The organism is Lysobacter panacisoli (assembly GCF_009765165.1).
Classification (GTDB): domain Bacteria; phylum Pseudomonadota; class Gammaproteobacteria; order Xanthomonadales; family Xanthomonadaceae; genus Lysobacter_J; species Lysobacter_J panacisoli.
Map to the genome: position 1 here is coordinate 421,401 of NZ_VLNU01000001.1, position 25,812 is coordinate 447,212.

General features: G+C 67.9%; 27 protein-coding genes, 5 tRNA genes and 1 pseudogene. 10 read left to right on the forward strand and 23 right to left on the reverse strand.

The window, feature by feature from the left end; translation table 11 throughout:
* Nucleotides 1-25: 25 nt before the first annotated feature.
* From rplA to FOF45_RS02205, 17 genes are all read right to left on the reverse strand, one after another.
* Nucleotides 26-724, reverse strand: coding sequence for a 50S ribosomal protein L1 (gene rplA, locus FOF45_RS02125; protein WP_158982382.1), 699 nt, complete (start codon nucleotides 722-724; stop codon nucleotides 26-28).
* 3 nt (nucleotides 725-727) lie between these two features.
* Complete coding sequence (gene rplK / locus FOF45_RS02130) at nucleotides 728-1,156, reverse strand: 50S ribosomal protein L11 (RefSeq protein WP_158982383.1); 429 nt, start codon at nucleotides 1,154-1,156, stop codon at nucleotides 728-730.
* 177 nt (nucleotides 1,157-1,333) lie between these two features.
* Nucleotides 1,334-1,903 carry a transcription termination/antitermination protein NusG gene (nusG, locus tag FOF45_RS02135; protein WP_158982384.1) on the reverse strand — a complete coding sequence of 190 codons (570 nt, stop codon included), beginning with the start codon at nucleotides 1,901-1,903 and terminating at the stop codon, nucleotides 1,334-1,336.
* Nucleotides 1,904-1,906: 3 nt separating this feature from the next.
* A complete protein-coding gene (gene secE, locus FOF45_RS02140; protein ID WP_158982385.1) occupies nucleotides 1,907-2,284 on the reverse strand; it encodes a preprotein translocase subunit SecE in 378 nt (125 codons plus the stop codon).
* Nucleotides 2,285-2,374: 90 nt separating this feature from the next.
* A tRNA-Trp gene (locus tag FOF45_RS02145) sits at nucleotides 2,375-2,450 on the reverse strand.
* Between the two features lie 147 nt (nucleotides 2,451-2,597).
* Nucleotides 2,598-3,788: an elongation factor Tu gene (gene tuf, locus FOF45_RS02150; protein ID WP_158982374.1), complete on the reverse strand. Its 1,191-nt coding sequence runs from the start codon at nucleotides 3,786-3,788 to the stop codon at nucleotides 2,598-2,600.
* 48 nt (nucleotides 3,789-3,836) lie between these two features.
* Nucleotides 3,837-3,912: transfer RNA gene (locus FOF45_RS02155), tRNA-Thr, on the reverse strand.
* Nucleotides 3,913-3,947: 35 nt separating this feature from the next.
* Nucleotides 3,948-4,021: transfer RNA gene (locus tag FOF45_RS02160), tRNA-Gly, on the reverse strand.
* 84 nt (nucleotides 4,022-4,105) lie between these two features.
* Nucleotides 4,106-4,191 (reverse strand) — tRNA-Tyr (locus tag FOF45_RS02165).
* 106 nt (nucleotides 4,192-4,297) lie between these two features.
* On the reverse strand, nucleotides 4,298-5,389 hold the full coding sequence (ychF, locus tag FOF45_RS02170; protein WP_158982386.1) for a redox-regulated ATPase YchF: 1,092 nt from the start codon (nucleotides 5,387-5,389) through the stop codon (nucleotides 4,298-4,300).
* 82 nt (nucleotides 5,390-5,471) lie between these two features.
* A complete protein-coding gene (pth, locus tag FOF45_RS02175) occupies nucleotides 5,472-6,053 on the reverse strand; it encodes an aminoacyl-tRNA hydrolase (RefSeq protein ID WP_158982387.1) in 582 nt (193 codons plus the stop codon).
* Between the two features lie 54 nt (nucleotides 6,054-6,107).
* The gene (locus FOF45_RS02180; RefSeq protein WP_158982388.1) at nucleotides 6,108-6,761 is read right to left on the reverse strand and encodes a 50S ribosomal protein L25/general stress protein Ctc; all 654 of its coding nucleotides are present in this window, start codon (nucleotides 6,759-6,761) and stop codon (nucleotides 6,108-6,110) included.
* A gap of 115 nt (nucleotides 6,762-6,876) precedes the next feature.
* Nucleotides 6,877-7,836, reverse strand: coding sequence for a ribose-phosphate diphosphokinase (locus tag FOF45_RS02185; protein ID WP_158982389.1), 960 nt, complete (start codon nucleotides 7,834-7,836; stop codon nucleotides 6,877-6,879).
* Between the two features lie 96 nt (nucleotides 7,837-7,932).
* Nucleotides 7,933-8,009, reverse strand: a tRNA-Gln gene (locus FOF45_RS02190).
* 14 nt (nucleotides 8,010-8,023) lie between these two features.
* Nucleotides 8,024-8,917, reverse strand: coding sequence for a 4-(cytidine 5'-diphospho)-2-C-methyl-D-erythritol kinase (gene ispE / locus FOF45_RS02195; RefSeq protein ID WP_158982390.1), 894 nt, complete (start codon nucleotides 8,915-8,917; stop codon nucleotides 8,024-8,026).
* The gene (gene lolB / locus FOF45_RS02200; protein WP_158982391.1) at nucleotides 8,914-9,540 is read right to left on the reverse strand and encodes a lipoprotein insertase outer membrane protein LolB; all 627 of its coding nucleotides are present in this window, start codon (nucleotides 9,538-9,540) and stop codon (nucleotides 8,914-8,916) included. The genes ispE and lolB overlap by 4 nt, the downstream gene beginning before the upstream one ends.
* Nucleotides 9,537-11,216 carry a tetratricopeptide repeat protein gene (locus tag FOF45_RS02205; protein ID WP_158982392.1) on the reverse strand — a complete coding sequence of 560 codons (1,680 nt, stop codon included), beginning with the start codon at nucleotides 11,214-11,216 and terminating at the stop codon, nucleotides 9,537-9,539. The genes lolB and FOF45_RS02205 overlap by 4 nt, the downstream gene beginning before the upstream one ends.
* 106 nt (nucleotides 11,217-11,322) lie before the next feature.
* Here FOF45_RS02205 and hemA point away from each other — a divergent pair, with 106 nt between their 5' ends.
* The 7 genes from hemA to ppk2 all read left to right on the forward strand — a co-directional run bounded on the left by hemA (nucleotide 11,323) and on the right by ppk2 (nucleotide 18,011).
* Entirely contained in the window at nucleotides 11,323-12,600 is a 1,278-nt protein-coding gene (hemA, locus tag FOF45_RS02210) for a glutamyl-tRNA reductase (RefSeq protein ID WP_158982393.1), read from the forward strand.
* 52 nt (nucleotides 12,601-12,652) lie between these two features.
* Complete coding sequence (gene prfA / locus FOF45_RS02215; RefSeq protein ID WP_158982394.1) at nucleotides 12,653-13,738, forward strand: peptide chain release factor 1; 1,086 nt, start codon at nucleotides 12,653-12,655, stop codon at nucleotides 13,736-13,738.
* 71 nt (nucleotides 13,739-13,809) lie between these two features.
* Nucleotides 13,810-14,607, forward strand: coding sequence for a GNAT family N-acetyltransferase (locus FOF45_RS18455; protein ID WP_158982395.1), 798 nt, complete (start codon nucleotides 13,810-13,812; stop codon nucleotides 14,605-14,607).
* Between the two features lies 1 nt (nucleotide 14,608).
* On the forward strand, nucleotides 14,609-16,318 hold the full coding sequence (locus tag FOF45_RS02225) for an O-linked N-acetylglucosamine transferase, SPINDLY family protein (RefSeq protein WP_158982396.1): 1,710 nt from the start codon (nucleotides 14,609-14,611) through the stop codon (nucleotides 16,316-16,318).
* Complete coding sequence (gene moaB, locus FOF45_RS02230; protein WP_158982397.1) at nucleotides 16,315-16,836, forward strand: molybdenum cofactor biosynthesis protein B; 522 nt, start codon at nucleotides 16,315-16,317, stop codon at nucleotides 16,834-16,836. The genes FOF45_RS02225 and moaB overlap by 4 nt, the downstream gene beginning before the upstream one ends.
* Nucleotides 16,837-16,890: 54 nt before the next feature.
* Nucleotides 16,891-17,235, forward strand: a complete 345-nt coding sequence (locus FOF45_RS02235) for a helix-turn-helix domain-containing protein (RefSeq protein WP_158982398.1) — start codon at nucleotides 16,891-16,893, stop codon at nucleotides 17,233-17,235.
* Entirely contained in the window at nucleotides 17,235-18,011 is a 777-nt protein-coding gene (gene ppk2, locus FOF45_RS02240; RefSeq protein ID WP_158982399.1) for a polyphosphate kinase 2, read from the forward strand. The genes FOF45_RS02235 and ppk2 overlap by 1 nt, the downstream gene beginning before the upstream one ends.
* Before the next feature lie 6 nt (nucleotides 18,012-18,017).
* Here ppk2 and FOF45_RS02245 read toward each other — a convergent pair whose 3' ends face one another.
* The 3 genes from FOF45_RS02245 to FOF45_RS02255 are packed head-to-tail and all read right to left on the reverse strand — an operon-like array spanning nucleotide 18,018 to nucleotide 20,139.
* Nucleotides 18,018-18,287, reverse strand: coding sequence for an acylphosphatase (locus tag FOF45_RS02245; protein WP_158982400.1), 270 nt, complete (start codon nucleotides 18,285-18,287; stop codon nucleotides 18,018-18,020).
* Nucleotides 18,284-18,871 carry a TlpA family protein disulfide reductase gene (locus tag FOF45_RS02250; protein WP_158982401.1) on the reverse strand — a complete coding sequence of 196 codons (588 nt, stop codon included), beginning with the start codon at nucleotides 18,869-18,871 and terminating at the stop codon, nucleotides 18,284-18,286. Before FOF45_RS02250 ends, FOF45_RS02245 begins: the two co-directional genes overlap by 4 nt.
* Before the next feature lie 2 nt (nucleotides 18,872-18,873).
* A complete protein-coding gene (locus FOF45_RS02255) occupies nucleotides 18,874-20,139 on the reverse strand; it encodes a YihY family inner membrane protein (RefSeq protein ID WP_158982402.1) in 1,266 nt (421 codons plus the stop codon).
* A gap of 130 nt (nucleotides 20,140-20,269) precedes the next feature.
* Between FOF45_RS02255 and wrbA the strand changes: the two genes are divergently transcribed.
* Genes wrbA through FOF45_RS02270 form a run of 3 tightly spaced genes read left to right on the forward strand, consistent with a single transcriptional unit; the run spans nucleotide 20,270 to nucleotide 21,732 of the window.
* The gene (wrbA, locus tag FOF45_RS02260; protein ID WP_158982403.1) at nucleotides 20,270-20,863 is read left to right on the forward strand and encodes an NAD(P)H:quinone oxidoreductase; all 594 of its coding nucleotides are present in this window, start codon (nucleotides 20,270-20,272) and stop codon (nucleotides 20,861-20,863) included.
* On the forward strand, nucleotides 20,860-21,189 hold the full coding sequence (locus FOF45_RS02265; RefSeq protein ID WP_158982404.1) for a DUF2069 domain-containing protein: 330 nt from the start codon (nucleotides 20,860-20,862) through the stop codon (nucleotides 21,187-21,189). Before wrbA ends, FOF45_RS02265 begins: the two co-directional genes overlap by 4 nt.
* A 57-nt stretch (nucleotides 21,190-21,246) precedes the next feature.
* The gene (locus FOF45_RS02270; protein ID WP_158982405.1) at nucleotides 21,247-21,732 is read left to right on the forward strand and encodes an asparaginase domain-containing protein; all 486 of its coding nucleotides are present in this window, start codon (nucleotides 21,247-21,249) and stop codon (nucleotides 21,730-21,732) included.
* Nucleotides 21,733-21,823: 91 nt separating this feature from the next.
* On the opposite strand, the gene FOF45_RS02275 is transcribed toward FOF45_RS02270, so the two are convergent.
* The 3 genes and pseudogenes from FOF45_RS02275 to FOF45_RS02280 form a co-directional block, all read right to left on the reverse strand.
* Nucleotides 21,824-23,839 (reverse strand): S8 family serine peptidase, encoded by a 2,016-nt coding sequence (locus FOF45_RS02275; RefSeq protein ID WP_158982406.1) that lies wholly within the window; start codon nucleotides 23,837-23,839, stop codon nucleotides 21,824-21,826.
* Nucleotides 23,840-24,076: 237 nt separating this feature from the next.
* Nucleotides 24,077-24,367, reverse strand: a complete 291-nt coding sequence (locus FOF45_RS18495) for a proprotein convertase P-domain-containing protein (RefSeq protein WP_325063867.1) — start codon at nucleotides 24,365-24,367, stop codon at nucleotides 24,077-24,079.
* A gap of 72 nt (nucleotides 24,368-24,439) precedes the next feature.
* Nucleotides 24,440-25,672, reverse strand: a pseudogene (locus tag FOF45_RS02280) (zinc-dependent metalloprotease); the annotation flags it as partial.
* Nucleotides 25,673-25,812: the final 140 nt, after the last annotated feature.

The window sequence follows — 25,812 nt, forward strand, 5'->3', positions numbered from 1 at the left end:
ATGGACGCCGCCGGCCTGAAACGAATTACTTCAGCGTCAGCGAAGCCTGGTCCACGGTCACGCCGGGGCCCATCGTCGAGCTGATCGAAATCTTCTGCAGGTACTGACCCTTCGCGGTCGCCGGCTTGGCCTTGATCAGGTCGAGCAGCAGGGCGTGCAGGTTGTCCTTCAGCGAGGCGTCTTCGAACGAAGCCTTGCCGATGGTGCAGTGGATGATGCCGGCCTTGTCGGTGCGGTAACGCACCTGGCCGCCCTTGGCGTTCTTGACCGCCTCGGCCGGGTTCGGCGACACGGTGCCGACCTTCGGGTTCGGCATCAGGCCACGCGGGCCGAGGACCTGGCCCAGCTTACCGACAACGCGCATGGCGTCCGGCGTGGCGATGACGACGTCGTAGTTCAGGTCGCCGGCCATCATCTTCTCGGCCAGGTCGTCCATGCCGACGGCCTCGGCACCCGCGGCCACGGCCTCGTCGGCCTTGGCGCCGGCCGGGGCGAACACCGCCACGCGCACGGACTTGCCGGTACCGGCGGGCAGCACGGTCGAACCGCGCACCTGCTGGTCGGACTTCTTCGCATCCACGCCCAGACGGACGGCGACGTCGACGGACTCGACGAACTTCGCCTTGGTCGCGGTCTTGATGATCTTGATGGCTTCGTCGATGGCGTACGCCTTACCCGGGACGACAGCAGCCTTGATGGACTTCTCGCGCTTGCTCATTGCCATGACTTAACCCTCCACCACCAGACCCATGCTGCGGGCCGAACCCGCAATCGTCTTCACCGCCGCATCCAGGTCGGCCGCCGTCAGGTCGGCTTCCTTCTGCTTGGCGATGGCTTCCAGCTGGGCGCGGGTGACCTTGCCCACCTTCTCGGTGTTCGGGCGCTTGGAACCGGAGCTGATGCCCGCGGCCTTCTTCAGCAGCACCGAAGCCGGGGTCGACTTGGTGACGAAGGTGAACGTACGGTCGGAGTACGCGGTGATGATGACCGGGGTCGGCAGACCCGGCTCGAGCTTGGAGGTCGCGGCATTGAACGCCTTGCAGAACTCCATGATGTTGAGGCCGCGCTGACCGAGGGCCGGACCCACCGGCGGCGACGGATTGGCCTGACCGGCCTTGACCTGCAACTTGATGTAACCGACTACTTTCTTGGCCATTTCTTCTCTCCGGGTGCTAGCGCCTGGACCTCAGGCTCCCCATCGGATCGGGAAAAACACGTGTCCCGACATCACGTTGTGCGACAGCTGTGGCGTTGACACGCCAACGGCCGCCCTAGGGCGGCCGGAGCTTCCGGTCCGCGCCTGAGGCAGCGAGCCGGTAAGTATATCAGAGATTTAGGCCTTTTCGACCTGGCCGAACTCGAGCTCGACCGGGGTCGAGCGGCCGAAGATCAGCACCGCCACGCGCAGGCGGCTCTTCTCGTAGTTGATCTCTTCGACCACGCCGTTGAAGTCGTTGAACGGCCCGTCGATGACCCGGACCATCTCGCCCGGCTCGAACAGGACCTTCGGCTTCGGCTTCTCCACGCCTTCCTGAACACGCTGCAGGATAGCGTCGGCCTCGCGGTCGGCGATCGGCAACGGGCGGTCGGCGGTGCCGCCGATGAAGCCCATGACCTTGGGGGTCTCCTTGACCAGATGCCAGCTCTCGTTATCCATGCGCGGGATGCCCGCTTCGTCATGGGTGGCGATCTGGACCAGCACGTAGCCCGGGAAGAACTTGCGCTCGGAGCGGCGCTTCTGGCCGGAGCGCATTTCCACGACCTCTTCGGTCGGGACCAGCACTTCGCCGAACTTGTCCTGCATGCCGTCGCGAGCGATCCGGTCGCGCAGCGCCTGCGCCACGGACTTCTCGAAGCCCGAGTAGGCGTGGACGACGTACCAGCGTTTGTGCACTTCGGTCATGACTTACTGCCCCAGGATGAGCTTGACGAAGAACTGGATGATCAGGTCGAAGCCCGCCAGGATCAGGCTCAGCACGGCCACGGCGATCATCACCACCCAGGTGGTACGCATGGCTTCCTGGCGCGTCGGCCAGACCACCTTGCGCAGTTCAAAGCGCGACTCGGACAGGAACTCGCGGGTCTGCAGACCCTTGCCACTGGTCAGGAACACGCCTGCGCCCAGCACCAGACCCGCGACGACGGCCAGGACGCGGAGCGCGCCAGCCCACTGGTCGAAGTAGATGTAGGCGGCCACGCCTGCGGCCACCAGCAGCAGCGCCAGTGCGTACTTGACGATGTCGCCGGCGGCGCCGGATCCGGGTTGTTCGACCTTGCTGTTCATCCGATCCATCGCGCGACATTTCGGTCGCGTCTGTTGTGGGAAAGACCGACCACGGATGACCGGGCTTTTGCGGAGGACCCGCATGGTATATGGCACGCCAGGAGGGACTCGAACCCCCAACCTGCGGTTTTGGAGACCGCTGCTCTGCCAATTGAGCTACTGGCGTACGTTCTGTTGTCGGCGGCCCTTAGACGGCAACGGCGAGTCGTCACCGACTCGCCTGCCTGGATCGCCATCCCGGTATCGCGCAGACCTTCGACCGCTGCAATCCCGGAAAGTTGCCACGGCGGCGAGAACCGCCGTGGCGACAGGCTTACTTGACGATCTTCGCCACGACGCCGGCGCCGACGGTGCGACCGCCTTCGCGGATCGCGAAGCGCAGGCCTTCGTCCATCGCCACCGGGTTGATCAGCTGCACGACCATCTTGATGTTGTCGCCCGGCATGACCATCTCGACGCCTTCCGGCAGCTGCACCGCACCGGTGATGTCCGTGGTGCGGAAGTAGAACTGCGGACGGTAGCCCTTGAAGAACGGGGTGTGACGGCCGCCCTCGTCCTTCGACAGCACGTACACCTCGGCCTCGAACTCGGTGTGCGGGGTGATCGAACCCGGCTTCGCCAGCACCTGGCCGCGCTCCACGTCGTCACGCTTGGTGCCGCGCAGCAGCAGGCCCGCGTTGTCGCCCGCCTGGCCCTGGTCCAGCAGCTTGCGGAACATTTCGACGCCGGTCACCGTCGTCTTCTGGGTCGGACGGATACCGACGATTTCGATTTCGTCGCCGACCTTGATGATGCCGCGCTCGATACGGCCGGTCACCACGGTGCCGCGGCCCGAGATCGAGAACACGTCTTCCACCGGCATCAGGAACGGCTTGTCGATGTCACGCTCCGGCTCCGGAATGAACGTGTCCAGCGCTTCCACCAGCTTCAGGATCGCCGGCACGCCGATTTCCGACTGGTCGCCTTCCAGCGCCAGACGCGCCGAACCCTTGATGATCGGGGTGTCGTCGCCCGGGAACTCGTACTTCGTCAGCAGCTCGCGAACTTCCATCTCGACCAGCTCGAGCAGCTCGGCGTCGTCCACCATGTCGGCCTTGTTCAGGAACACGACGATGTACGGCACGCCCACCTGGCGCGACAGCAGGATGTGCTCGCGCGTCTGCGGCATCGGGCCGTCAGCGGCCGAGCACACCAGAATCGCGCCGTCCATCTGCGCCGCACCCGTGATCATGTTCTTCACGTAGTCGGCGTGGCCCGGGCAGTCCACGTGCGCGTAGTGACGGTTCGGGCTTTCGTACTCCACGTGCGCCGTCGAGATCGTGATGCCGCGAGCCTTCTCTTCCGGCGCCGCGTCGATCGCGTCGTACGCCTTGAACTCGCCGCCGAAACGCTCCGCGCCCACCTTCGTCAGTGCCGCCGTCAGCGTCGTCTTGCCGTGGTCGACGTGACCGATCGTGCCCACGTTCACGTGCGGCTTGGTGCGCTCAAACTTACCCTTGGCCATGTCGACTCTCGCTTTAGGACGGAATTACTTTGGGTGGATCGCTGTAGATGGTGCTCACGAAAGGAATCGAACCTTCGACCTCCTCCTTACCAAGGAGGTGCTCTACCGACTGAGCTACGTGAGCGGATTGTTCAAGCAAGTTGTCTGTCGCGGCATCAATGGAGCGGGAGACGGGAATCGAACCCGCACCATCAGCTTGGAAGGCTGAGGTTCTACCATTGAACTACTCCCGCGCCGGACTGACCTGCTTGGGTACTGCGCCAACGACTGGTAAGGCCGCTGGTTTTTCGCCACCAATCTTACGACCGTGTCGAAGCTGGTGGAGGGAGGTGGATTCGAACCACCGAAGGCGTAAGCCAGCAGATTTACAGTCTGCCCCCGTTGGCCGCTTGGGTATCCCTCCAAAAGAGCCCGCAATTTTGAGACTGGGCGCGAAACTTGTCAACGCGTTCTTCGCATCTATTTTCACGCGGGCGCCCGGCGGGGGCCGGACAGCCGTTTCCCGGGACTCAGACGTTGAAGCGGAAATGCAGGACGTCGCCTTCCTGGACGCGGTATTCCTTGCCTTCCAGGCGCAGGCGACCGGCGTCGCGGGCGCCGGACTCGCCCTTGTACTTGATGTAATCGTCGTAGGCGATGGTTTCGGCGCGGATGAAGCCCTTCTCGAAGTCGGTGTGGATCACCGCGGCCGCCTGCGGCGCGGTCGAGCCGGCCTTCACGGTCCAGGCGCGGACTTCCTTCACGCCGGCGGTGAAGTAGGTCTGCAGGCCCAGCAGCTTGTAGGCCGCGCGGATGACCCGGTTCAGGCCCGGCTCGTCCAGGCCCAGGTCGTTCAGGAACGTGTCGCGGTCGGCGTCGTCGAGCTGGCTCAGCTCCTCCTCGATGGCGGCGCACACCGGCACCACCTCGGCGCCCTCGCCCACCGCGCGGGCGCGCACGGCGTCCAGGTGCGGATTGTTCTCGAAGCCGTCCTCGAGCACGTTGGCGACGTACATCACCGGCTTCAGCGTGAGCAGGAACAGATCGCGCAGGATCAGCTTGTCGTCGTCGGACAGGCCCAGCGCGCGCGCCGGCTTGCCGGCGTCGAGACCGGTGCGGACACGACCCAGCACCTCCACGCGCACCTTGGCCTCCTTGTCGCCGGTCTTGGCCGAACGCTCGGCGCGCTGCAGCGCCTTCTCGACCGATTCCAGGTCGGCCAGGGCCAGCTCGGTGTCGATGGTCTCGATGTCGGCGATCGGATCGATGCGGTTGTTGACGTGGATGACGTCGGGATTCTCGAAGCAGCGCACGACGTGCGTGATCGCGTCGACCTCGCGGATGTGCGCGAGGAACTTGTTGCCCAGCCCTTCACCGCTCGCCGCGCCGGCGACGAGGCCGGCGATGTCGACGAATTCCACCGCGGTCGGAATGACCTTCTGCGGTTTGATGATGTCAGAGAGCGCGTTCAGGCGCGGATCCGGCACCGGCACGACGCCCACGTTGGGTTCGATCGTGCAGAACGGAAAGTTGGCCGCGGCGATGCCGGCCTTGGTCAGGGCGTTGAAAAGGGTCGACTTGCCGACGTTCGGCAGGCCGACGATGCCGCATTTGATGCCCATGATGGCTGGAACCGTGATTGGGGATTCGTGATTGGCGATTCGCCACGGGCTCGCCGCGCGAATCGCCAATCACCAATCACCATCAGGTCCGTTCCGTGTGCAGCCGCTTCATGGCCTCGCTGAAATCGCCGGAAACGGCGAGCGGGAGCACGTCGTCGGCGTTGGCGATGGAACGCAGGATCGACGCTTCGTCGTCCGTGCCCGGACGACCGAGCACCCACGAGGTGACGCGGTCCTTGTGGCCCGGATGGCCGATGCCGATGCGCAAGCGATGGTACTTGCCGTGGCCCAGCAGCCGGGTGATGTCGCGCAGGCCGTTCTGGCCGCCGTGGCCGCCGTCGAACTTCAGGCGCGCAGTGCCCACGGGCAGGTCCAGCTCGTCGTGGGCGACCAGCATTTCTTCCGGCTCGATCTTCCAGTAACGCAGCGCGGCCGCGACGGACTTGCCGGAGAGGTTCATGAACGTGGACGGCTTCAGCAGCCAGACCGGGCGGCCGGCGATGTCGACCTTGCAGGTCTCGCCGAACAGCTTGGATTCCAGACCGAAGCGCGCGCCTTCGCGCTGCGCGAGGGCGTCCACAAACCAGAACCCGGCGTTGTGCCGGGTCCTGAGGTGTTCGGAGCCGGGATTGCCCAGCCCCACGATGAGGCGCAGACCGGCCATCGTGGATTCACGCGGAGATCCGCCCGCAAGCGCGGGCGGATCGTCCTGGCGCGATTACTTCTCGTCCTTCTTGGCGGCCTTGGTGGCCGGCACTTCGGCCGGCGGGGCCTCGGTGGTTTCCTCGGACTCGACGCGACCGTGCTTGGCGATCACGACGGCGACGTCGTGTTCCTTGCCCAGCTTCAGCTCCGGCAGCTCGACGCCCTTCGGCAGCTTGATGTCCGACAGGTGGACGATGTCGCCGACGGCGAGCTTCGACAGGTCGATCTCGATGAACTCCGGCAGATCCTTCGGCAGGCAGCTGACGGTGACTTCGTTGAGCTCGTGGGTGATGACCACGTCGGCGGCCTTGCCGGCCGGCGAGCCTTCCTGGCCGATGAAGTGCAGCGGCACCGACGCCTTCAGCGTGGCGTTCAGATCAACGCGCTGGAAGTCCAGGTGCATGATGATCTGCTTGAACGGATGGCGCTGGATGTCGCGCAGGAGCACCGGCTCCGACTTGCCGTCGATGTCGAGCGTCAGGATCGAGGAGTAGAACCACTCGTTCTGCTGGGCGAGCCAGGTCTTCTCGTGCTCGAGCTGGATGGCCTGCGGCGCGGTCTTGCCGCCGTAGACGATGGCCGGGATGCTGGCGGCGTGGCGAAGGCGGCGGCTCGCACCCTTCCCTTCGACCTTGCGGCCAGTGGCCTTGAGGATGTGTTCGGACATTTTCGTAACTCACTTTGCTTGCAATGGACCCACCTCGCGGCGGGATGGACGCTCACCCGCGACCAGGTGAGCGCTGTTGCGATGTCGGCCGAAGCCGCCATCGCGGGTTCTTTCGTCAGTCCACGTAGAGCGAACTGACCGACTCGCCGAATGCGACGCGACGGATCGTCTCGGCCAGCAGCTCGGCGACGCTGAGCTGGCGGATCTTGCCGTTGGCCTTCGCTGCGTCGGACAGCTTGATGGTGTCGGTCACCACCAGCTCGTCCAGCTGCGACTTGCCCACGTTGTCCAGCGCCGCACCCGACAGCACCGGATGCGTGCAGTACGCGACCACCTTGGTCGCGCCCTGCGCCTTGAGCGCGTTCGCCGCGGCGCACAGCGTGCCCGCGGTGTCGACGATGTCGTCGACCAGCACGCACGTCTTGCCTTCCACGTCGCCGATGATGTTCATCACCGTGGCGACGTTGGCACGCGGGCGGCGCTTGTCGATGATCGCCAGGTCCGCGTCGTCCAGGCGCTTGGCGATCGCTCGCGCGCGCACCACGCCACCGACGTCGGGCGAGACCACCACCATGTTGTCCGTGCCGTGCGCGCGCCAGATGTCGGCGAGCAGCAGCGGCGAGGCGTACACGTTGTCGACCGGGATGTCGAAGAAGCCCTGGATCTGGTCGGCGTGAAGGTCGACCGTCAACACGCGGTCGGTACCGACCGCACCGAACATCTTCGCTGCCACCTTCGCCGTGATCGGCACGCGCGAGGAACGCGGGCGGCGATCCTGGCGGGCGTAGCCGAAGTACGGCACCACCGCGGTCACGCTGGCGGCCGAGGCGCGCTTGAGCGCGTCCACCAGCACCAGCAGTTCCATGAAATTCTCCGCCGTCGGTGCGTTCGTGGGCTGGATCACGAACACTTCCTGACGACGCACGTTCTCCTCGATCTCGACCTGCACCTCGCCGTCCGAGAATCGACCCACCAGTGCCTTGCCGAGGCGGATGCCGAGCTCCTTGCAGACGGATTCGGCCAGCGGGCGGTTGGCGTTGCCGCTGAAGATCAGCAGGTTGCGGTCGTTCTGCATGGGTATTCGCGCCGGGTTCGGGAGTGAGGACTCGGGATTGGAAACTCATGCGCGCCGCGCGAATTTCCAATCCCGAATTCCCAATCCGGATTGAATTGGCAGGGGCGGTAGGATTCGAACCTACGAATGCCGGGATCAAAACCCGGTGCCTTGGGCCACTTGGCGACGCCCCTGCGGGTGACTCCGATCAGGGAGCCGATACAGCCTGTCTCGTCCAGTCGGCCAGAGCACGGTGCAGCGGAGAGGTTTGCGCCCCTTCCGCCACCCAGGCCCGAAGGCCTGGCGCCAATCCCGCCAGCGCCGCCTCGGCGGTTTCGCGCGTGGCGAACTCGACGAAGCAACCGCTGCCGGAGCCGGTCAGGCGCGGCGAACCGATCCGCGACAGCGCAGCGAACACCGCCTCGACGGCAGATTCGCGCGCGCGCAGCACCGGCTCGAACGCATTCCCGAGCGGCACACCCGAAACGAAGTCCGATATTGTCGCGGGAGGGGCATCACGCGTCAATTCAGGGGATCGGAACAAAGCCGCGGTGGGCGCGTGGACGCCAGGATCGGCCAGCACGTACCACGCGGGCGGCAGATCGACCGGGTTGAGGCGCTCGCCGATGCCTTCCGCCCAGGCATTCGCGCCACGGACGAAGACCGGCACGTCGGCGCCCAGTCGCAAGCCCAGTTCAGCCAGCGCCTCGGCATCGAGACCCGCGCCCCAGAGCGCATTCAGCGCGACCAGCACGGTAGCCGCGTCGGATGATCCGCCCCCGAAGCCGCCGCCCGCGGGAATTCGTTTTTCGACGACGATGTCCGCACCATGCTGCATTTTGGTAGCCGATTGCAGCAGTTTGGCAGCCCGCACGGTGAGGTCGTCCACCTCCTCCACACCCGGCACCGAAGGTCCGTGGCGATGGATCTGGCCGTCCTCGCGCACCCGCAGGCGCACGGTATCGCCCCAGTCGAGGATGCGGAACACGGTCTGCAGCAGGTGATAGCCATCCTCGCGCCGCCCGGTGATGCGCAGGAACAAGTTCAGCTTGGCCGGGGCCGGCCAGCTCGACCAGGCCCGGCCGCGTTCGCCCTGATTCACCGCGTCCCGTCCAGCGACCACTGGTCGACGATCAGCCGGACCTTGGCGGTGCCGCGGGTGGCGATGAGCCGGGTCGGCATGGCGGGCTCTGCGGCCCCGTCCTGCCACTGCTCGTAATCGATCGCCCAGCCGGCCTGTTCCAGACGTACTGGACGGTTGCCTTCGCCGTAGACGATGTGGGCCGGGCCGTAGCCATCGCCCGCGCCGACACCGCGGACCCAGTCGGACAGGGCCTGCACCGGGATGTTCCAGCCGGTGGTTTCCAGCAGGAGACCTTCGGCATCGCTGCCCTCGCGTGGCCCGCCGGAGACGCCTTCGAGCCGAGCGCTGGAGGCATCACCGATCAGGCGCCAGCTCTGACGGGTGACCGGCGCGCTCAGCGCGACCGTGTAGCGCTCGCCGGTCTGCTGCCAGTCGATGCGGCCACTGCCGCCCTGGCTGCCGTTGGACACGGCGATGCGTCCGGTGACGTTCCAGTCGGTGATCGCGTCGCGCGCACGATCCTGCCGCTCGGCTTCGGCGCGATCGACCGGCACCGCCGGCGCGCGCGTGGGCTGCGAAACGCAACCCGACAACACCACCGCCGCCATCGCGGACGCAAGCAGGAATCGTAGCGAATTCATGCGCCGGTCTTCTCCAGCGCGCGCTGCAGCGAGCGGTTGTCGGGATCGATCTTGCGCGCCTGCTCGAAGTACTTGCGCGCCTCGTCCTTGCGGCCGAGTTCCCACAGCACTTCGGCCAGGTGCGAGGCGATCTCCGCGTCCTTCTGCAGCGTCAGTGCGCGACGCAGTTCGACCAGCGCTTCCTCCTTGCGCCCGAGGCGATACAGCACCCAGCCGTAGCTGTCGACGATCGCGGCGTTGTCGGGTTCAGCGGTGCGCGCGCGCTCGATCAGCTGCAGCGCTTCCTGGTAACGCGTGGTGCGGTCGGCCAGCGTGTAACCCAGCGCGTTGAGCGCGGCCACGTTGTCGGGCTCGGCGACGAGGATCTTGCGCAGGTCGGCTTCGGCGCGCGGGATGTCGTCGCGACGCTCCCAGCTCAGCGCACGTGCGTAGAGGACTTCCGGATCGTCCGGGAACGCCGCCAGTCCGCGCGCGTACGCGTCCATTTCGCCGGCCGCGTTCTTGTCCTTCTCGCGCAGCGAAGCTTCGAGCAGATAGGCATCGCGACGCGCTTCCTCGTCGGCGGACGCATCGGCCTGGATCTCGCGCAGCGACTTGAACGCTTCCTCGCCGCGATCGAGTTCGTGCAGCACGTTCGCCGCACGCAGTCGCGCCGACCAGCGCTGCTCGCCGCCGGGCACGCCGCGATACCACTCCAGCGCTTCGTCGAAACGATCGAGGAATTCCGCCATCTGCCCGAGCAGCAGGCGGCGCTGCGGGTCGGGTTGCGATGCGTTGCGACGCAGCTCTTCGTACAACCGGGCCAGCGCCTCCTTGTCGTCGCCCTGGGCGAGCAACGCGGCGCGCAGCGCATACGTCTGGTCGTCCTGCGGACCGCCGGCGAGGACCGCCTCGGCCGAGTTGTAGTCGCCCATGCGGTGGTATTCGTCAGCGATGGCGCGGCGCAGGTCGCCGTCGCTGCCGGCCTGTGCGGCGAGCGAGGCGAGCAGCTCGCGCGCCTCGTCGGTCTTGCCGGCTTCGCGCAACTGGCTGGCGCGGAGCAGGCCGACACGGGCTTCGCCCGGGAAGCGCTTCACGACTTCGGCGACGATCCGCTCGACCAGCTTCGGCTGCTCCAGTCCCTGCGCGAGCCCGCCGAAGGCCAGCCATGCGGGCAAGCGGTTCGGGATCTTGCCGTCGGCGACCAGCCGTTCCAGCAGGCGGGCCGACTGCTGGGGATCGCGCGCGCCGCCGCTCAGGACACCCAGCGCCTGGCGCCAGCCGGAATCGCCGGGCGCCTGCAGCAGCTGGGTGAGGTACTTGCGCGCGCCGCGCTCGTCCCCGCGACGGATCGCCAGGACGGCCTGAGCCGCAGCGACATTGAGACCTTCCCCGCCCTGCTTGCGCCACAGGTCCAGGGCCTGCGCGGCGCGCTTGTCGTCCTTGGCGAGCAGGGCGATGCGGGTCGCGCGCTCGGCCAGGGCGACGTCGTTAGCGGCGCGGGCGGCATCGAGGTAGGCCTGGGCGGCCTCGTCCAGCCGGCCGGACTGGAGGGCGAACTCGCCGATCAACAGCGGTTCCAGCGATGCTCCGATCGGGTCCGTCGCCGCGGCGGGCTCCTTTTCCGCGGCCAGCACGGGCGCGGCGGCAAGGGTGGCGACAAGGACGAAACAGAGCGTGCGCAAGGCTACGGGCATCGATCAGGCCTGCAGGACAACCGGGAGGGAACGGGGCCGGTAGAATGTCGGCCTCCGGGTAGCCAGCAGCTTATCGCAAGCACCTGAACGGAAGAGTCCGGCGTCAATGAGTTTGTTCGTACTAGGCATCAATCACCAGACCGCACCGGTCAGCCTGCGCGAGCGGGTCGCGTTCTCGGCCGACACAGTGCCGGCCGCGCTCGATGCCCTGCGCACGTTGCCCGAGGTGCAGGAGGTCGCATTGCTGTCCACCTGCAACCGCACCGAGCTGTATGCCGTGTCGAACGACGACGGCCAGGCGCTGGCCGACTGGCTGGCCACGCATCCCGACGAAGTCGGCGACCTGCACGCCTACCTCTACCGGCATCGCGACGCCGATGCCGTGCGCCACCTGTTCCGTGTCGCCACCGGGCTCGACTCGCTGGTGCTCGGCGAACCGCAGATTCTCGGCCAGGTGAAGGACGCCTGGTCGACCGCGCGCAACGCGGGCACGCTCGGCAGCCAGCTCGACCGTCTTTTCCAGCACGCCTTCACCACCGCCAAGCGCGCGCGCACCGACACGCGCATCGGTGCCAACCCGGTATCGGTGGCCTCGGCGGCGGTACGCCTGGCGCAGGAATCCTTCGCGCGGCTGGAAGATTCCACCGTGCTGATGATCGGCGCGGGCGAGACCATCGAACTGGCCGCGCGCCATCTGGTGCAGGCCAAGGCCAAGCGCCTGCTGATCGCCAACCGCACGCTTGCCCACGCGCAGGAACTCGCCACGCGCCACGGCGGCGTCGCGTTGCCGCTGACCGAACTCGACAAGCACCTGGGCGAAGCCGACGTGGTGATCTCCGCCACCGCCAGCCGCGACCCTGTCCTGCGCAAGCCGCAGGTCGCCGCCGCGCTGGCCACGCGCAGGCACCGGCCGATGCTGCTGCTCGACCTCGCCGTACCTCGCGACATCGCGCCCGACGTAGCCGACCTGAAGGACGTGTTCCTCTACACGGTCGACGATCTGGAACGCGCGATCGAGGATAACCGCCGCAGCCGCCGCGAAGCCGCGACCGAAGCCGAGGCCATCGTCGAACTGCAGGTCGCGCGTTTCACCGAAACGCTCGCCGCGAGCACGCGCACCGAACCGCTCAAGCGCCTGCGCGCGCACGGCGAAGCGGCCAAGGCCGACGTGCTGGCGAAAGCGCAGCAACAACTCGCGGCCGGGCAGGATCCGAACGAAGTCCTGAACTTCCTCGCGCACACGCTCACCAATCGCCTGCTGCATGCGCCGACCGTGGCGCTGCGCGAGGCCGCGCTGACCGGCAACGCCGAACTCGCACGCGCCGCCGACAAGCTCTTCGCCGCGGGCGAGGACGACGCGAAGAACGAGGACCGGGAAGCCTAGCGACCGCACCTGCGGTGGCACGGCCCTTCCCCCTCCTCCATTCTTCCCGTCCATGACCCCGACGCTGCGCCGCAAACTCGAAGCCCTCGCCGAACGCCGCGAAGAACTCGAACGCCTCCTTTCCGACCCCGGCGTGATCGGCGACGCCGATCGCTTCCGCCGCTTCTCGCGCGAGTTCGCGCAGCTGGAGCCGGTGGCGACGGCGTTGAAGGCCGAAGCGCAGGCGCGCAGCGATCTCGCCGCGGCCGAAGTGATGCGCGACGATCCCGAGCTCGCCGCGCTGGCCGAGGAAGAAATCGCGGCCACGCACGAACGGCTGGAACGACTCGATGCCGAACTGCTCGCGCACCTGATCCCGAAGGATGCGCGCGACGAAGGCGACATCTACCTGGAAGTGCGCGCCGGCACCGGCGGCGACGAAGCCGCGATCTTCGCCGGCGACCTGTTCCGCATGTACGCGCGCTATGCCGAACGCCAGGGCTGGCGCGTGGAGATCGAGTCGAGCAGTCCCGGCGAACACGGCGGCTTCAAGGAAGTGATCGCACGCGTCGAAGGACGCGGCGCGTATTCGCGACTGAAGTTCGAATCCGGCACGCATCGCGTGCAGCGCGTGCCGGAAACCGAATCGCAGGGCCGCATCCACACTTCCGCGGCGACGGTGGCGATCATCCCGGTGGAATCGGCAGGCGAGCCGATCGTCATCAATCCCGCCGACCTGAAGGTCGATACGTTCCGCTCCAGCGGCGCCGGCGGCCAGCACGTCAACAAGACCGAATCGGCGATCCGCATCACCCACGTCCCCAGCGGACTGGTGGTGGAAAGCCAGACCGAACGCAGCCAGCACGCCAACCGCGACAACGCGATGAAGCGCCTGTCGGCCATGCTGGCTGAAGCGCAGGCGGCGAAGGCCGCGGCCGCGCAGGCCGAAACGCGCAAGCTGCAGGTCGGCAGCGGCGATCGCAGCCAGCGCATCCGCACCTACAACTTCCCGCAGGGCCGCATCACCGACCACCGCGTCGAAGGCCTCACGCTCTACGACCTGCCCAATGTCCTGCAGGGCAGCCTCGACGAACTCGTCGGACGCCTGCAGCACGAACACCAGGCCGACGAACTCGCGCGGCTGACGCAGGAAGGCTGAGGCGGACGCGCCGGGCGGCTGACTACTGCGGTTGACTACAATCTGCCACCAGCCCCGAGGACGAACGCCCCATGCCCCTCGCGATCCAGCGCGCCACCCCCGCCGATCTCGATGCCGTCGTTCCACTGTTCGATGCATATCGCCAGTTCTACGAACAACCGTCCGACCTCGCGCGTGCGCGCCGCTTCCTCGAAGAACGCCTGCACAACAGCGAATCGGTGATCCTGCTGGCCACCGACCAGGGGCGCGCGGCAGGTTTCACCCAGCTCTATCCGACGTTCTCGTCGGTGCGCACGGGACGGCTGTGGATCCTCAACGACCTCTACGTCGCCAGCGACGCGCGACGCAGCGGCGTCGGCCGTGCGTTGCTCGACGCGGCGGCCGCATTCGCGCGCGAGGACGGTGCGGTCGGCATCGCCCTGGAAACCACGCGCGATAACGCCACCGCGCGAGCGCTCTATTCCGCCGCGGGCTGGGAGGAAGCGCAGACGCAGTGGTATTCGCTGTCGTTCGCGCGGCCGTCGGCCGCCATCCACGGCGAAGCGCTGTTCTCCTATGGCACGCTGCAGGATGCGAACGTGCAGCAACGCCTGTTCGGTCGCACCTTCACCGGCGCCGCCGATGCGCTCGCCGGCTACCGGATGGACTGGCTCGAGGAACGCGATCCCTCGGCGGTGAGTGCCAGCGGCATCGTGCGTCATCCGATCGTGCGCGCCAGCGGCGATCCGGCCGATCGCGTACCGGGCACCGTGCTGTACCTCAGCGCGGAGGAAATCGCGAAGGCCGACGAGTACGAGGCCGGCGATTATCGCCGCGTGCGCGTTCGCCTCGCCTCCGGTCTCGACGCCTGGCTGTACGAAGAAGCCTGACGTGCACAACGATCCGCGCATCGAACTGCGCCGCGCGCTGGAGCTCAACCCGGGCGACGGTTACGCCTGGATCCTGCTCGCCGAGCACGAACTCGATGCCGGCGACGCGCAGGCCGGCGCAATGGCGGCGCAACGCGCGCTCGCGCTGCGTCCCGGCCATCCGGAAGCACTGGCACGTCTGGGTCGCGCGCAATGGATGCAGGGCCGTCGCGACGAGGCCGTCGACAGCCTGCGCGCCGCCGCGGACAACGCGCCGCAGCACCCCGGCATCGCCGTGTGGCTGGGCCATGCACTGGAAGATGTCGGCGAGGCCGAAGCTGCGGCCGACGCATACTCGCGCGCGCATGCGCTGGCGCCGCAGGAACCGCAGATCGCCGCGTACCTGCTCGCGTGGCGACGCAAGCTGTGCGACTGGCGCGATCTCGACGCGCTGTCGGCACAGGTGCGTGCTGCGGTAAACGAAGGTTCCGCGTCGGTGGAGCCGCTCGCCTTCCTCAGTGAGGACGCCGCCGCGACCGAGCAACTGCGCTGCGCGCAGCTGCGCGCGCACGCCATCGCGCGCATGGTGCGTCCGTTGCCGCCCGCGCCGGCGACGACGAACGAACGACTGCGCGTGGGTTTTCTGTCGAACGGATTCGGTGCGCATCCGACAGGATTGCTGACGGTCGCCCTGTTCGAGGAACTACGCACGCTCGACGCATTCGACCTGCACCTGTTCGCGCTCAACCGCGATGACGCCAGCGCGATCCGCGCCCGCCTGCAGGCTGCCGCGCACGCGTTGCATGACGTTTCGATGCAACCGCACCAGCGCGTGGCGGAGCGCATCCGCGAAGCCGGCATCGACGTGCTGTTCGACCTGCGCGGCTGGGGTGGTGGCGGCGCACCGGAAGCGTTGGCCATGCGGTCCGCGCGCGTGCAGGTCAACTGGCTCGCCTATCCCGGCACCTCGGGCGCGCCGTGGATCGACCATGTGCTGGCCGATGCATTCGTGCTGCCGACCGCGATGGAGGCTGCCTTCAGCGAATCGGTCGTGCGCCTGCCGCGTTGCTTCCAGCCGTCCGATACAAGACGCGCGTTGCCGGAGCCGCCCACTCGCGCGCAGTGCGGGCTGCCCGAACACGGCGTGGTGTTCTGCTGCTTCAACAACAGCTACAAGCTCAATCCGCGCAGCATGTCGCGCGCGTTCGCGGTCCTGCGCGACGTGCCCGATAGCATCCTCTGGCTGCTATCCGGCCCCGGCCGCGCCGACGATCGCCTGCGCGCGGCCGCGCAGGCGCAGGGCGTGGCGTCGCAGCGGCTGGTGTTCATGGCAAAGCAACCGCACGCCGACTACCTCGCACGCCTGCGTCATGCCGACCTGTTCCTCGACACCGAACCGTACAACGCGCACACCACCGCCTCCGACGCGCTGTGGGCTGGCTGCCCTGTACTGACACGCCCGGGCGGCACGTTCGCCGCGCGCGTCGCAGGCAGCCTCAACCACCATCTCGGCATGCCGTCGATGAACGTGGACAGCGACGAAGCCTTCATCGCGCGCGCCGTCGCGCTTGGACGCGATCCGCAGGCGCTGGCCGCGTTGCGCGAAGAACTCGCCCTGCGCCGCCACGACAGCGGGCTGTTCGACATGACCGGATTCGCGCGCGATTTCGCCGACGCGGTGCGCTCGATGGCGCACCCTCGCCCCTTCTCAGGAGTAGGCTCACTGCCATGACCGCCACCGCCGATTTCATTCCGTTGCAACTGTGCGTGCTGACCGTCTCGGACACGCGCACGCTCGAGCAGGACAGCTCGGGCGATTACCTCGTGCAGGCGCTGACCGATGCCGGCCATCGGCTCGCCGAGCGCGCGCTGTTGCCCGACGACCGTTACCGGCTGCGTGCGATCGTGTCGAAGTGGATCGCCGATGAGGCCGTCGACGGCATCCTCGTCACCGGAGGTACCGGCTTCACCGGTCGCGACTCCACGCCCGAAGCGCTGCTGCCGCTGCTCGACAAGCAGATGCCGGGGTTCGGCGAACTGTTTCGCTCGGTCAGCTTCGACGAGATCGGCACCTCGACGCTGCAATCGCGCGCGTTCGCGGGCCTGGCCAACGCGACGTTCGTGTTCGCCCTGCCCGGCTCGACCTCGGCCTGCCGCACGGCATGGGAAAAGATCATCCAGGCGCAGCTCGATTCGCGCACGCGGCCGTGCAATCTCGCCACGCTGCGCCCGCGCCTGAAGGAACACTGACACGCGGTCGTCACCTGCGCGCCCGCATCGTCTGCGCAATCCTGGAGTCACGCCATGCCGCTGGACACCACGCTGCAACTCCTCGCCCGGGCCCGTGGCCTGAGCGCCGCCGATCTCGCCACCGCGATCCCGCGTGCAGGCGTCGCCACCGTCACCGCGTGGCTGCGTGGCGAGAAGATGCCCGGGCGCGAACAGCTCGATGCGCTCGCGCGTGCGTTCGGCGTTCCCGCTGGCGCGCTGCTGGCGGAACTGGCGAGCACGCTCGATCCCGCACGCACACAGGGTGAGCACGACCTGCTCGCCGCGTACCGCGAACTCGACACGCGACAGCAGGGCGCGCTGCTGGAAGTCGCGCGCAGCATGGCCGGCACGCGCGCGCGCCGGCGACGGAGATCGTAATGGGCGAGATCAAGGGCAAGGAATACAAGGCTGCGCTCGAGTCGATGCAGGTCGAGCTGGCGCAGATGGCGCGCTGGCTCAGCGACACGGGTCGCCGCCTCGTGGTGTTGTTCGAAGGCCGCGACACCGCCGGCAAGGGCGGCGCGATCGAGGCCATCGCCGAGCACCTCAACCCGCGCCAGTGCCGCGTCGTTGCGTTGCCCAAGCCAAGCGAGCGCGAACAGGGACAGTGGTACTTCCAGCGTTACGTGCCACACCTGCCGGCCGCGGGCGAGATCGCCCTGTTCGACCGCAGCTGGTACAACCGTGCCGGCGTCGAGAAGGTGATGGACTTCACCGACAAGAAGCAGGTCGAGGCATTCCTGCGCCAGGCACCGGTGTTCGAGCAGTTGCTGGTCGACGACGGCATCGTGCTGTTCAAGTACTGGCTGTGCTGCGACCAGGACGAGCAGGAACAGCGTTTCGCCGAACGCCGCGAGGATCCACTCAAGCGCTGGAAGCTGTCGCCTATCGACGCGGCTTCGCGCGAGCGCTACGACGACTACACGCGTGCACGCGAGGCGATGCTCAAGGCCACGCACACGAAGCATGCGCCGTGGACGCTGGTCGATTTCAACGACCAGAAGCTCGGCCGCCTCACCCTGGTCCGCGACCTGCTCGACCGCATGCCGGACAAGAAGGTGCCCGAACACTGCGTGGAGTTCCCGCCGCTGCAGGGCAAGCCGAAGAAAGAGCATTACGGCGTGCTGGAACCCATCTCGCCGTTCGAACCGTGACACGCCTCAGGCGGTGACGAAGCCCTCGCCCGCCTCGTCGTCGCGCGCGGGCAGGCGCTCCAGGTCGTCCACGCGTGCCCTCGGCGGGCCCTCGCGCAGCCAGGCGGTAAGCGCGTCGAGTGCCGCGTCGTCGCCGGCGGCGAGCACTTCGACGCGACCGTCCGGCAGGTTCTTCGCATAGCCGCGCAGGCCGAGCTTCAGCGCCTGCTCGCGGGCGGAGGCGCGGAAGAACACGCCCTGCACCTTGCCGCTGACGACGAAGCGCGCGGCGCTCACGACTGCGAGGCCTTCGGGCCGCCGGCCTTGGCGATGGCCGATTCGATGTCCTTCGCCGTCACCGGACCGAGGAACTTGTCGGCGACCTTGCCGTCCGGCGCGATCAGGTAGGTCATCGGCAGGCCGCGCGGCGTGGCGAAATCGGCGGGCGGATTGAACGTGTCCACCACCGCGATCGGATACACCACCGGATGCAGCTTGAGGAACACCTTCATGTCGTCCGCGCTGATGTCCTCGTAGGCCAGGCCGACGACTTCGACGTGCTCGCGCATCGCATCCAGCGCCGAGAGTTCGGGCATCTCCTTCAGGCACGGCTTGCACCAGGTCGCCCAGAAGTTGACCACGACCCACTTGCCGCGACGTGCGGCGAGGTCGTACTCAGTGCCGTCGACCCCGGCGATCTTCAGCGTCGGCCTCTCGACGTCGCTCTCGGTGCGTGGCTGTTCGGCCGGCTGCGGCAGGGTCAGCGCGCCGGTGTCGGCGGGCGTCTGCGGCGCGGCCAGGTCGGTGTCGGGCGCCTTCTTGCTGCAGCCGGCGGCGAGCGCGAGGGCCAGGAGTGAAACGGAAATCGCACGGCGGTACATAGTCAGCCCTCGTCGGCATTGATGGTGGATGCGCGCCGCTTGAGCAGCTCGCGCAGAGGCAATCGGAGTTCGTCCAGCGCGGCGATCGCCGAACGGCCCAGCGCATCGTCGCGACACGGCAGCACCGCTTCGGCGACCGGGATGCGCAGCTGGCAGGCTTCGTAGAGTTCGGCCAGCGACAGCTCATCGAGATCGCGCGACAGCAGCCACTCGCCGGTCTCGGCGCGGCGCACGGCGTTGATCTGGTTCAGCTGCGCGAGCATCTGCTGGACCAGCGCGTCGGTGAGCATCGGTTCCAGGCTCTCGATGTCGTCGCTGTGCAGCCCGCGTCCGGCCTTGCGCGCTTCGTTGAAGCGCGCCAGCAGGCGCAGCAGGCCGTAGATCTCGAAGCCCAGCGGCAGGCGCATGCCGATCGGCTGGTAGCGGAACTCCGACATCGACGATGCAAGCGACGCGCCGAGCAGCACGGCGACCCAGCTGAGGTAGATCCACAGCAGGAAGATTGGCACGAACGCGAGCGGCCCGTAGATCTTCGAGTACGAGCCGAAATTGCCCAGGTACAGGCCGATGCCCCACTTGACCGCTTCGAACAGCAGCGCCGCAAGCAGTGCACCAGCGAAGGCATGGCGCCAGTGGATCGTGCGATGCGGCACGACGCGGTAGATCGCGGCGATGGCAAGCAGCTCGATCGTCAGCGGCGCCAGGCGCAGCATCATCGACTGCAGCACGTGGCCGGCCTCGGTCTCGAACACCGCCATCGCAAAGAAGCGCGCCGACAGCGCCAGGCTCGCCGCGGCCATCAGCGCGCCCAGGGTCAGCACCGTCCAGTACACCAGGAAGCGGCCGATGCGCGGCCGACCCGACTTCACCCGCCAGATGCGGTTGAACGTGGATTCCACGCCGTTGAGCGTGATCAGCAGCGAGATCACCAGGGCCAGCACGCCGGCGGTGGTCAGCTGGCCGATGTTGGCCGAGAACTGCTTGAGGTAGGCCTCGACCGAACGCGCCGCCGAGGGCACGAAGTTGGAGAAGATGTAATCGCTGAGCCGGTCGCTCCATTCGTTGAACACCGGGAACGCCGACAGCACGCCGAAGACCACCATCGACAGCGGAACGAGCGCAAAGACGGTGGTGTAGGCCAGCGCGCCCGCGGCCTGGAACAGGTTGTCCTCGAGGAAGCGGCGGGCGAGGAAGCGGAAGAACGTGCCCACGCGGGCGCGGTCGCGCGCTCGGTCGCTCCAGCGATACAAGGTGTCCAGTGGCTCCATGCGGCGGAGCGTAACCGATGCGCCCTCGCCGCGGGATCACGGCACGTGGCCGCGTGCGGGGCGGTTGTGCATGCCGTGCATGCCGGAGATCGGGCCATCCACTATCCTGTGCGGCCTACGGGAGGACGCGATGGCCGAGATTCTGGTGCTCTATTACAGCCGCGGCGGTTCGGTGGCGCGGCTGGCGCGGCAGATCGCACGCGGCATTGGCGAAGTCGAGGGCGTCAGCGCGCGCCTGCGCACGGTGCCTCCAGTGGCCGCGGTGACGCAATCCGCCGCACCGCCGGTCCCCGAGGACGGCGCGCCCTACGTCGAGGCACGCGATCTCGTCGAATGTGCGGGCCTCGCGCTCGGCAGTCCCACGCGCTTCGGCAACATGGCCGCGCCAGTCAAGCACTGGCTCGACGGTCTTGTCGGCGAATGGGCCAGCGGCACGCTGGTCGGCAAGCCGGCCGCGGTGTTCACCTCGACCGCGACCATGCACGGCGGCCAGGAATCCACCCTGCTCACGATGATGGTGCCGCTGCTGCACCACGGCTGCGTGCTGATGGGCATTCCCTACACCGAGCCCGCGCTGAGCACCACGCGCAGCGGCGGCACGCCGTACGGCGCCAGCCATGTCGCCGGCAACGATGACGATCCGCAACCGACCGACGAGGAAGCGCAGCTCGCGCGCGCGCTCGGCCGTCGCCTCGCCGCGCTGGTCGCGAAGGTGTCCGCATGAACGCGCGCCACGTGCTGGTGCTGGCGCTGCTGGCGCTGATGGGCCTGTTCCTGGCCTGGTTCGGGCATGGCTCGACCGCGGAACTGCTGGTGTTCGCGCTGCCGCCGCTGCTGCTGGCCGCCGGCACGCTGCGGCGCATGCGCTCGGCGCCGTTCTGGGCCGGTGTGCTGGCGCTGGCGTGGTTCAGCCACGGCATCATGGTGGCCTGGTCGCGACCGGCCGAACGCGGCTTCGCGCTGACCGAGGTCGCGCTGGCGCTGGTGATCGTGTTCGCCTCCAGCCTGCCGGGCCTGCGCGCCCGCTTCGCGCGCAAGCCGCGCGCCTGACGATGCCGGCCGCGACCGTATAATCGCGGCCTCACACCTCGCGCGACGCACCCTCCGATGGACCAGCTCTGCATCGTCACCACCGGTGGCACGATCGACAAGATCTACTTCGACGACAAGTCGGACTACCAGATCGGCGAGCCGCAGATCGGCAGCATCCTGCGCGAGCTGGGCGTCGCGTTCCAGTTCAACGTGATCCCGATCCTGCGCAAGGACTCGCTGCACATCACCGGCGAGGATCGCGAGCTGATCCGCGCCACCATCGCCGCGCAGCCGGCGAAGCACGTGCTGCTCACCCACGGCACGGACACGATGGTCGAGACCGCGCAGGTGCTGTCGAGCCTGAAGGACAAGACCATCGTCCTCACCGGCGCGCTGAGCCCCGCGCGTTTCCGCGGCTCCGACGCCGAGTTCAACGTCGGCTGCGCCGTCGGCGCGGTGCAATCGCTGCCGCCGGGCGTGTACATCGCCATGAACGGTCGCATCTGGGATCCGACGAAGGTGCGCAAGAACGTCGCCGCGAACCGCTTCGAGCCGACCTGAAAAAAATGCCCCGGCATGTGGCCGGGGCGCAGGGCCGCGATGGGGATCGCGGCTTCAGGGAGTCGTTGCGTTCTCTTGGAGTGGGCCTTCCTCAGAACGTGATCGACCAGCTGTTGATATAGCCGGTGTCGAGGCTGGCGTTGTCGTTCACGCGCAGGCGCCAGGTGCCGTTGAGCGCTTCGGTCGACAGGTTGCGCGAGTACGTCTGCACGAGATTGTCGGCGCTGCCGCCGGTGCGGTTGTGCAGGTTGTAGACGCTGCCGTCGGGCGCCACCAGGTCCACGCGCAGATCGCCACGATACGTGTGCACGATGTTCACGCTCACCGAGGCGTTGGTCGGCGCGTTGCCGGTGCGACCGGACACCGAGATCGGACTTTCCACCGTGGCGTTGTCGTTGATCGGGAAGTCGGTGCCGTTGGTGTAGGTCTGCGGGCCGCCGGTTCCGCCCACCGTGACGGACTGCGTGCGAGTGTTGGTCGCGCCGTCGTCGTCGGTGACCGTCAACGTGACGGTGTACGTTCCCGCCGATGCATACGTCCTGCTCGGATTGGTCGCGGTGGACGTGGTGCCATCGCCGAAGTTCCAGCTGCGCGAGACGATGCTGCCGTCGCTGTCGCTGGAGCTGTCGGTGAAGGTCGCGGTCAGGCCGCTGGTGGTGAAGCTGTAGTTCGCCGTCGGCGCGACGTTGCCGCCACCGCCGCCGGCCGCATCGACCACGCGCTTGGCGTCGAGGATGCCCGGGCCGATGGTCTGCGACGGTGTCACCGGGAACGGACGGAAGTTGGCCTTGATGATCGACTCGACTTCCGCCGGCGTCTTCGGCGTCGCCGACACCGACTGCAGCAGCGCGACCACGCCGGCCACGTGCGGCGTCGCCATCGAGGTGCCGTTGTAGGACGCGTAGGTTTCCGCGCCCGGCGTGGTGGTACCGGCGTTGAGCGTGGAGAGGATGCTCGAACCGGGCGCGGCGATGTCGATCAGCGCGCCGTAGTTGGAGAAGCTCGAACGCTGGCCGGTGCTTGTGATCGAGGCCACAGCGATCACGTTGTTGCAGTTGGCCGGAGTGAAGCCGGAGGTGTTGGCGTTGCTGTTGCCGGAAGCGATGACCAGCGTGGTGCCGCGACCGACCGCACCGTTGATCGCGTTCTGCATCGTCGCGCTGCACGAGCCACCGCCGCCGAGGCTGAGGTTGATGACTTCGGCCGGCGTCGCGTTGGCCGGCACACCGCTGACGGTGCCACCGGACGCCCACGTGATCGCGTCGGCGATGTCGGAGATGCTGCCGCCGCACTTGGCGAGCACGCGCACCGGTTGCACCTTCGCGTTGAACGCGGTGCCGGCGACGCCGACGCCGTTGTTGGTCAGCGCGGCGACCGTGCCGGCGACGTGCGTTCCGTGCCAGCTCGAGTTGGAGCCGACGATCTGTCCGCATTCGCCCGCGCTGTACCAGTCGCCCTGGTCGGCCGGATTCGAATCGCGTCCGTTGCCGTCGCGCGCGGAGGTCGCGTCGCTGACGAAGTCGTAACCGGCGATCACATTCGCGTTGAGGTCGCTGTGGCTGGTGATGCCGGTATCGAGCACCGCGACCACCACGCCCGCGCCCGACGCGCTGTCCCAGGCTTCGTTCGCGCGGATGCCGGCGTCGCTGTCCTGGTAACCCCACTGCTCGGGATAGCGCGGATCGTTCGGCGTCAGCGCGATCTGCAGCAGGCGGTCGACCTCGACGTATTCGACGTTGGGATCGACGGCGAGCTGGCGCATCAGCTGTTCGGCTTCGGCGCGGTCGAGCTTGCGGTCGGCACGCACGACTTCGCCGCCCACGGCCAGGCTGCGCAGCGATTGCAGGCCGACGGCGCGACCGCCCACGCCGGCCTGCGCGGCGACGTCGAGCGAGCGCTTCATCGCGGCGGCATTGGCGCGCGGTGCGCTGCCGTCGCGGTACTTCACGATGAAGCGGTCGTGCGTCGGCGACGACGCCAGTCCGCTCAGGTCCACGCGATCGGCCGCGAAGACCGAAGCGCAGGAGCACGACAGGACCACCGCGGTGGCGGCGGCAAGGGCGTGCAGGCGCACGCGGCGGGACGCATTCGTTTGGATTGAGGACATCTCGATACCCCGAAAATTGCCAAGTGCCGCGCAGTGCGGCGGGGATGGTCGAGGCGGCGTGGCGGGGGAACCGCGCGCGCTGCGACAACCGACGATGGCCACGCGCACCACCGCAACAGGCGGCCGCGAAAGACGGTGTCGTGGCGACCCTCGATCGACCGCGGACGACGTAGCGCCCGCATCGATAACGACGCCCCGGGTCGCACCGGGGCGTCGGCGTCGCTTGCTGGAGTCAGGTCAGAACGTGACGCTCCAGCTGTTGATGTAGCCGGTATCGCCGGCCGCGTTGTCGTTGACGCGCAGCTTCCACGTGCCGTTGAGCGGCTCGCTCGACAGGTTCAGCGTGACCGTCTTGTTGACGTTGTCGGTGCTGCCGCCGGTGCGGTTGTGGATGTTGTAGAGGCTGCCGTCCGGTGCGACGAGGTCCACCTTCAGGTCGCCCTGGTAGGTGTGCACGATCGCGACCGTCACCGACGCGTTGGTCGGTGCGTTGCCGCTGCGACCCGACACCGTGACCGGACTTTCCACCGTGGTGTTGTCGCCGATCGCGACGTCGGTGCCGTTGCTGTACGTCTGCGTGCCGCCGCCTCCACCGCCGCCACGGAACGCGGCAATGGTGGCCTTGGTGTTCACCAGCACGCGCTGATTGTGGCTGCGGTCGGTGGTGCCCATCGCTACGCCGTTGTAGGTGACGTCGGGATTCGACCAGTAGTTCAGGCGCGGGCAGCTCGGGCTGCAGGTGTAGGCCATGATCGTGCGCCACGCGTTGTTCGGCGCGCGGTAGCCGTGGCCGTAGACATAGGGCGAGTTGGTCGGATCGGTGGCGGGATCGTGGCGCGCCGACTGCAGATGGCCGATCTCGTGGGCGAAGCTGTAATAGCCGGTGATGCAATCCCAGTACGCCGTCGCGAACGCGGTGGTCGCGGTGGAGCCGATCCCCGACGCCAGGCCGCACGCGGAGCTGTCGTTGCCGACCAGCACCGCGACGTCGGCCGCGTTGCTGTCGCGCAGCGCATGGATGGTGTCCATGTAGCCGTCGCTGGTGCCGCGGAATCGCGACAGGTCCGTGCTCATGCCGACGTCGCTGTAGGCGACGGTCGTGTAGCCGGCCAGCTCCATGTTGATGCCGACGTTGGAGTTGACGTAGCCCTGGTTCGATTCGGCCACCGCAAGCTGCACCAGCGCCTGCATGTCGCCGCCGTACGCGCTGACGGCGTTGTTGGTGGCGACCACCAGCACGCGGATCGTCGCGGTCGGGCCGGGGTCGATCGCGAGCGCGCCGACGCGACCGGCACTCGCCTGCGCCATCTGGATCTGCGGCAGGTCGCCGAACGCGGTCGGATGATCGGGCGGCATCGCCGCTTCGTTGACTTCGATCACCGCGTGGCTGCCGTCGGGCAGCGGACGGATGCGGTAAAGCTGTCCGTTCACGCGCACATTGCCGGTGACGCCCTGCCCACGACGGACCAGGATCACCGAGTTGTTCTCGTCGTGGCGCACTTCGCGCACCGTCGCCGGTCGCGCCTTCGCGGTCTCGCGCACGTGGCCTGTCCAGACCACGCTGCCGTCGGTTTCGGTACGCGCCTGTTCGAGCACGGCGTTGACGCGTTGCAGGCCGAGGTCGAGTTCGATCTCCGCGTTGCGTGCGTCGACCACGGCGGCGTCCGCACGCAGCGCGCGCAGCGACGTGGTGGCGGGCCGTGCGGCGAGCCGGCTGGCGGCAACGCCTGCGTCGGGCTGCACCTGCGCGGGCCCGAGGAACAGCGGCGGTGCGGCGAGCGCCGCGCCGGAAAGCATCAGAGCGCCGGTCAGTCCGACCAGGCGCAGGGTCATCGAGGTCTTGCGGTTCATGACGCGTCCTCCTGCGTGGATGGGTGTCCTTGCCCCGCAGCGCGCGTGGATGATGTGGAAGGCGTCACGCGCGTCGCGGCAGGTCGCCGCGCTCCCGGCCGTGGCCGGGAGCGGGCGTGTCG

Coding starts and splice junctions, on each gene's coding strand:
- rplA (WP_158982382.1), bottom strand. CDS start 724: ATGGCAATGAGCAAGCGCGAGAAGTCCATCAAGGCTGCTGTCGTCCCG.
- hemA (WP_158982393.1), top strand. CDS start 11,323: ATGAGTTTGTTCGTACTAGGCATCAATCACCAGACCGCACCGGTCAGC.
- pth (WP_158982387.1), bottom strand. CDS start 6,053: ATGGCCGGTCTGCGCCTCATCGTGGGGCTGGGCAATCCCGGCTCCGAA.
- tuf (WP_158982374.1), bottom strand. CDS start 3,788: ATGGCCAAGGGTAAGTTTGAGCGCACCAAGCCGCACGTGAACGTGGGC.
- nusG (WP_158982384.1), bottom strand. CDS start 1,903: ATGACCGAAGTGCACAAACGCTGGTACGTCGTCCACGCCTACTCGGGC.
- FOF45_RS02255 (WP_158982402.1), bottom strand. CDS start 20,139: ATGGAGCCACTGGACACCTTGTATCGCTGGAGCGACCGAGCGCGCGAC.
- FOF45_RS02275 (WP_158982406.1), bottom strand. CDS start 23,839: ATGTCCTCAATCCAAACGAATGCGTCCCGCCGCGTGCGCCTGCACGCC.
- rplK (WP_158982383.1), bottom strand. CDS start 1,156: ATGGCCAAGAAAGTAGTCGGTTACATCAAGTTGCAGGTCAAGGCCGGT.
- ychF (WP_158982386.1), bottom strand. CDS start 5,389: ATGGGCATCAAATGCGGCATCGTCGGCCTGCCGAACGTCGGCAAGTCG.
- FOF45_RS02235 (WP_158982398.1), top strand. CDS start 16,891: ATGCCGCTGGACACCACGCTGCAACTCCTCGCCCGGGCCCGTGGCCTG.
- FOF45_RS18455 (WP_158982395.1), top strand. CDS start 13,810: ATGCCCCTCGCGATCCAGCGCGCCACCCCCGCCGATCTCGATGCCGTC.
- prfA (WP_158982394.1), top strand. CDS start 12,653: ATGACCCCGACGCTGCGCCGCAAACTCGAAGCCCTCGCCGAACGCCGC.
- FOF45_RS02265 (WP_158982404.1), top strand. CDS start 20,860: ATGAACGCGCGCCACGTGCTGGTGCTGGCGCTGCTGGCGCTGATGGGC.
- wrbA (WP_158982403.1), top strand. CDS start 20,270: ATGGCCGAGATTCTGGTGCTCTATTACAGCCGCGGCGGTTCGGTGGCG.
- FOF45_RS02180 (WP_158982388.1), bottom strand. CDS start 6,761: ATGTCCGAACACATCCTCAAGGCCACTGGCCGCAAGGTCGAAGGGAAG.
- moaB (WP_158982397.1), top strand. CDS start 16,315: ATGACCGCCACCGCCGATTTCATTCCGTTGCAACTGTGCGTGCTGACC.
- FOF45_RS02250 (WP_158982401.1), bottom strand. CDS start 18,871: ATGTACCGCCGTGCGATTTCCGTTTCACTCCTGGCCCTCGCGCTCGCC.
- lolB (WP_158982391.1), bottom strand. CDS start 9,540: ATGAATTCGCTACGATTCCTGCTTGCGTCCGCGATGGCGGCGGTGGTG.
- FOF45_RS02185 (WP_158982389.1), bottom strand. CDS start 7,836: ATGCAGAACGACCGCAACCTGCTGATCTTCAGCGGCAACGCCAACCGC.
- secE (WP_158982385.1), bottom strand. CDS start 2,284: ATGAACAGCAAGGTCGAACAACCCGGATCCGGCGCCGCCGGCGACATC.
- ppk2 (WP_158982399.1), top strand. CDS start 17,235: ATGGGCGAGATCAAGGGCAAGGAATACAAGGCTGCGCTCGAGTCGATG.
- FOF45_RS02270 (WP_158982405.1), top strand. CDS start 21,247: ATGGACCAGCTCTGCATCGTCACCACCGGTGGCACGATCGACAAGATC.
- FOF45_RS02205 (WP_158982392.1), bottom strand. CDS start 11,216: ATGCCCGTAGCCTTGCGCACGCTCTGTTTCGTCCTTGTCGCCACCCTT.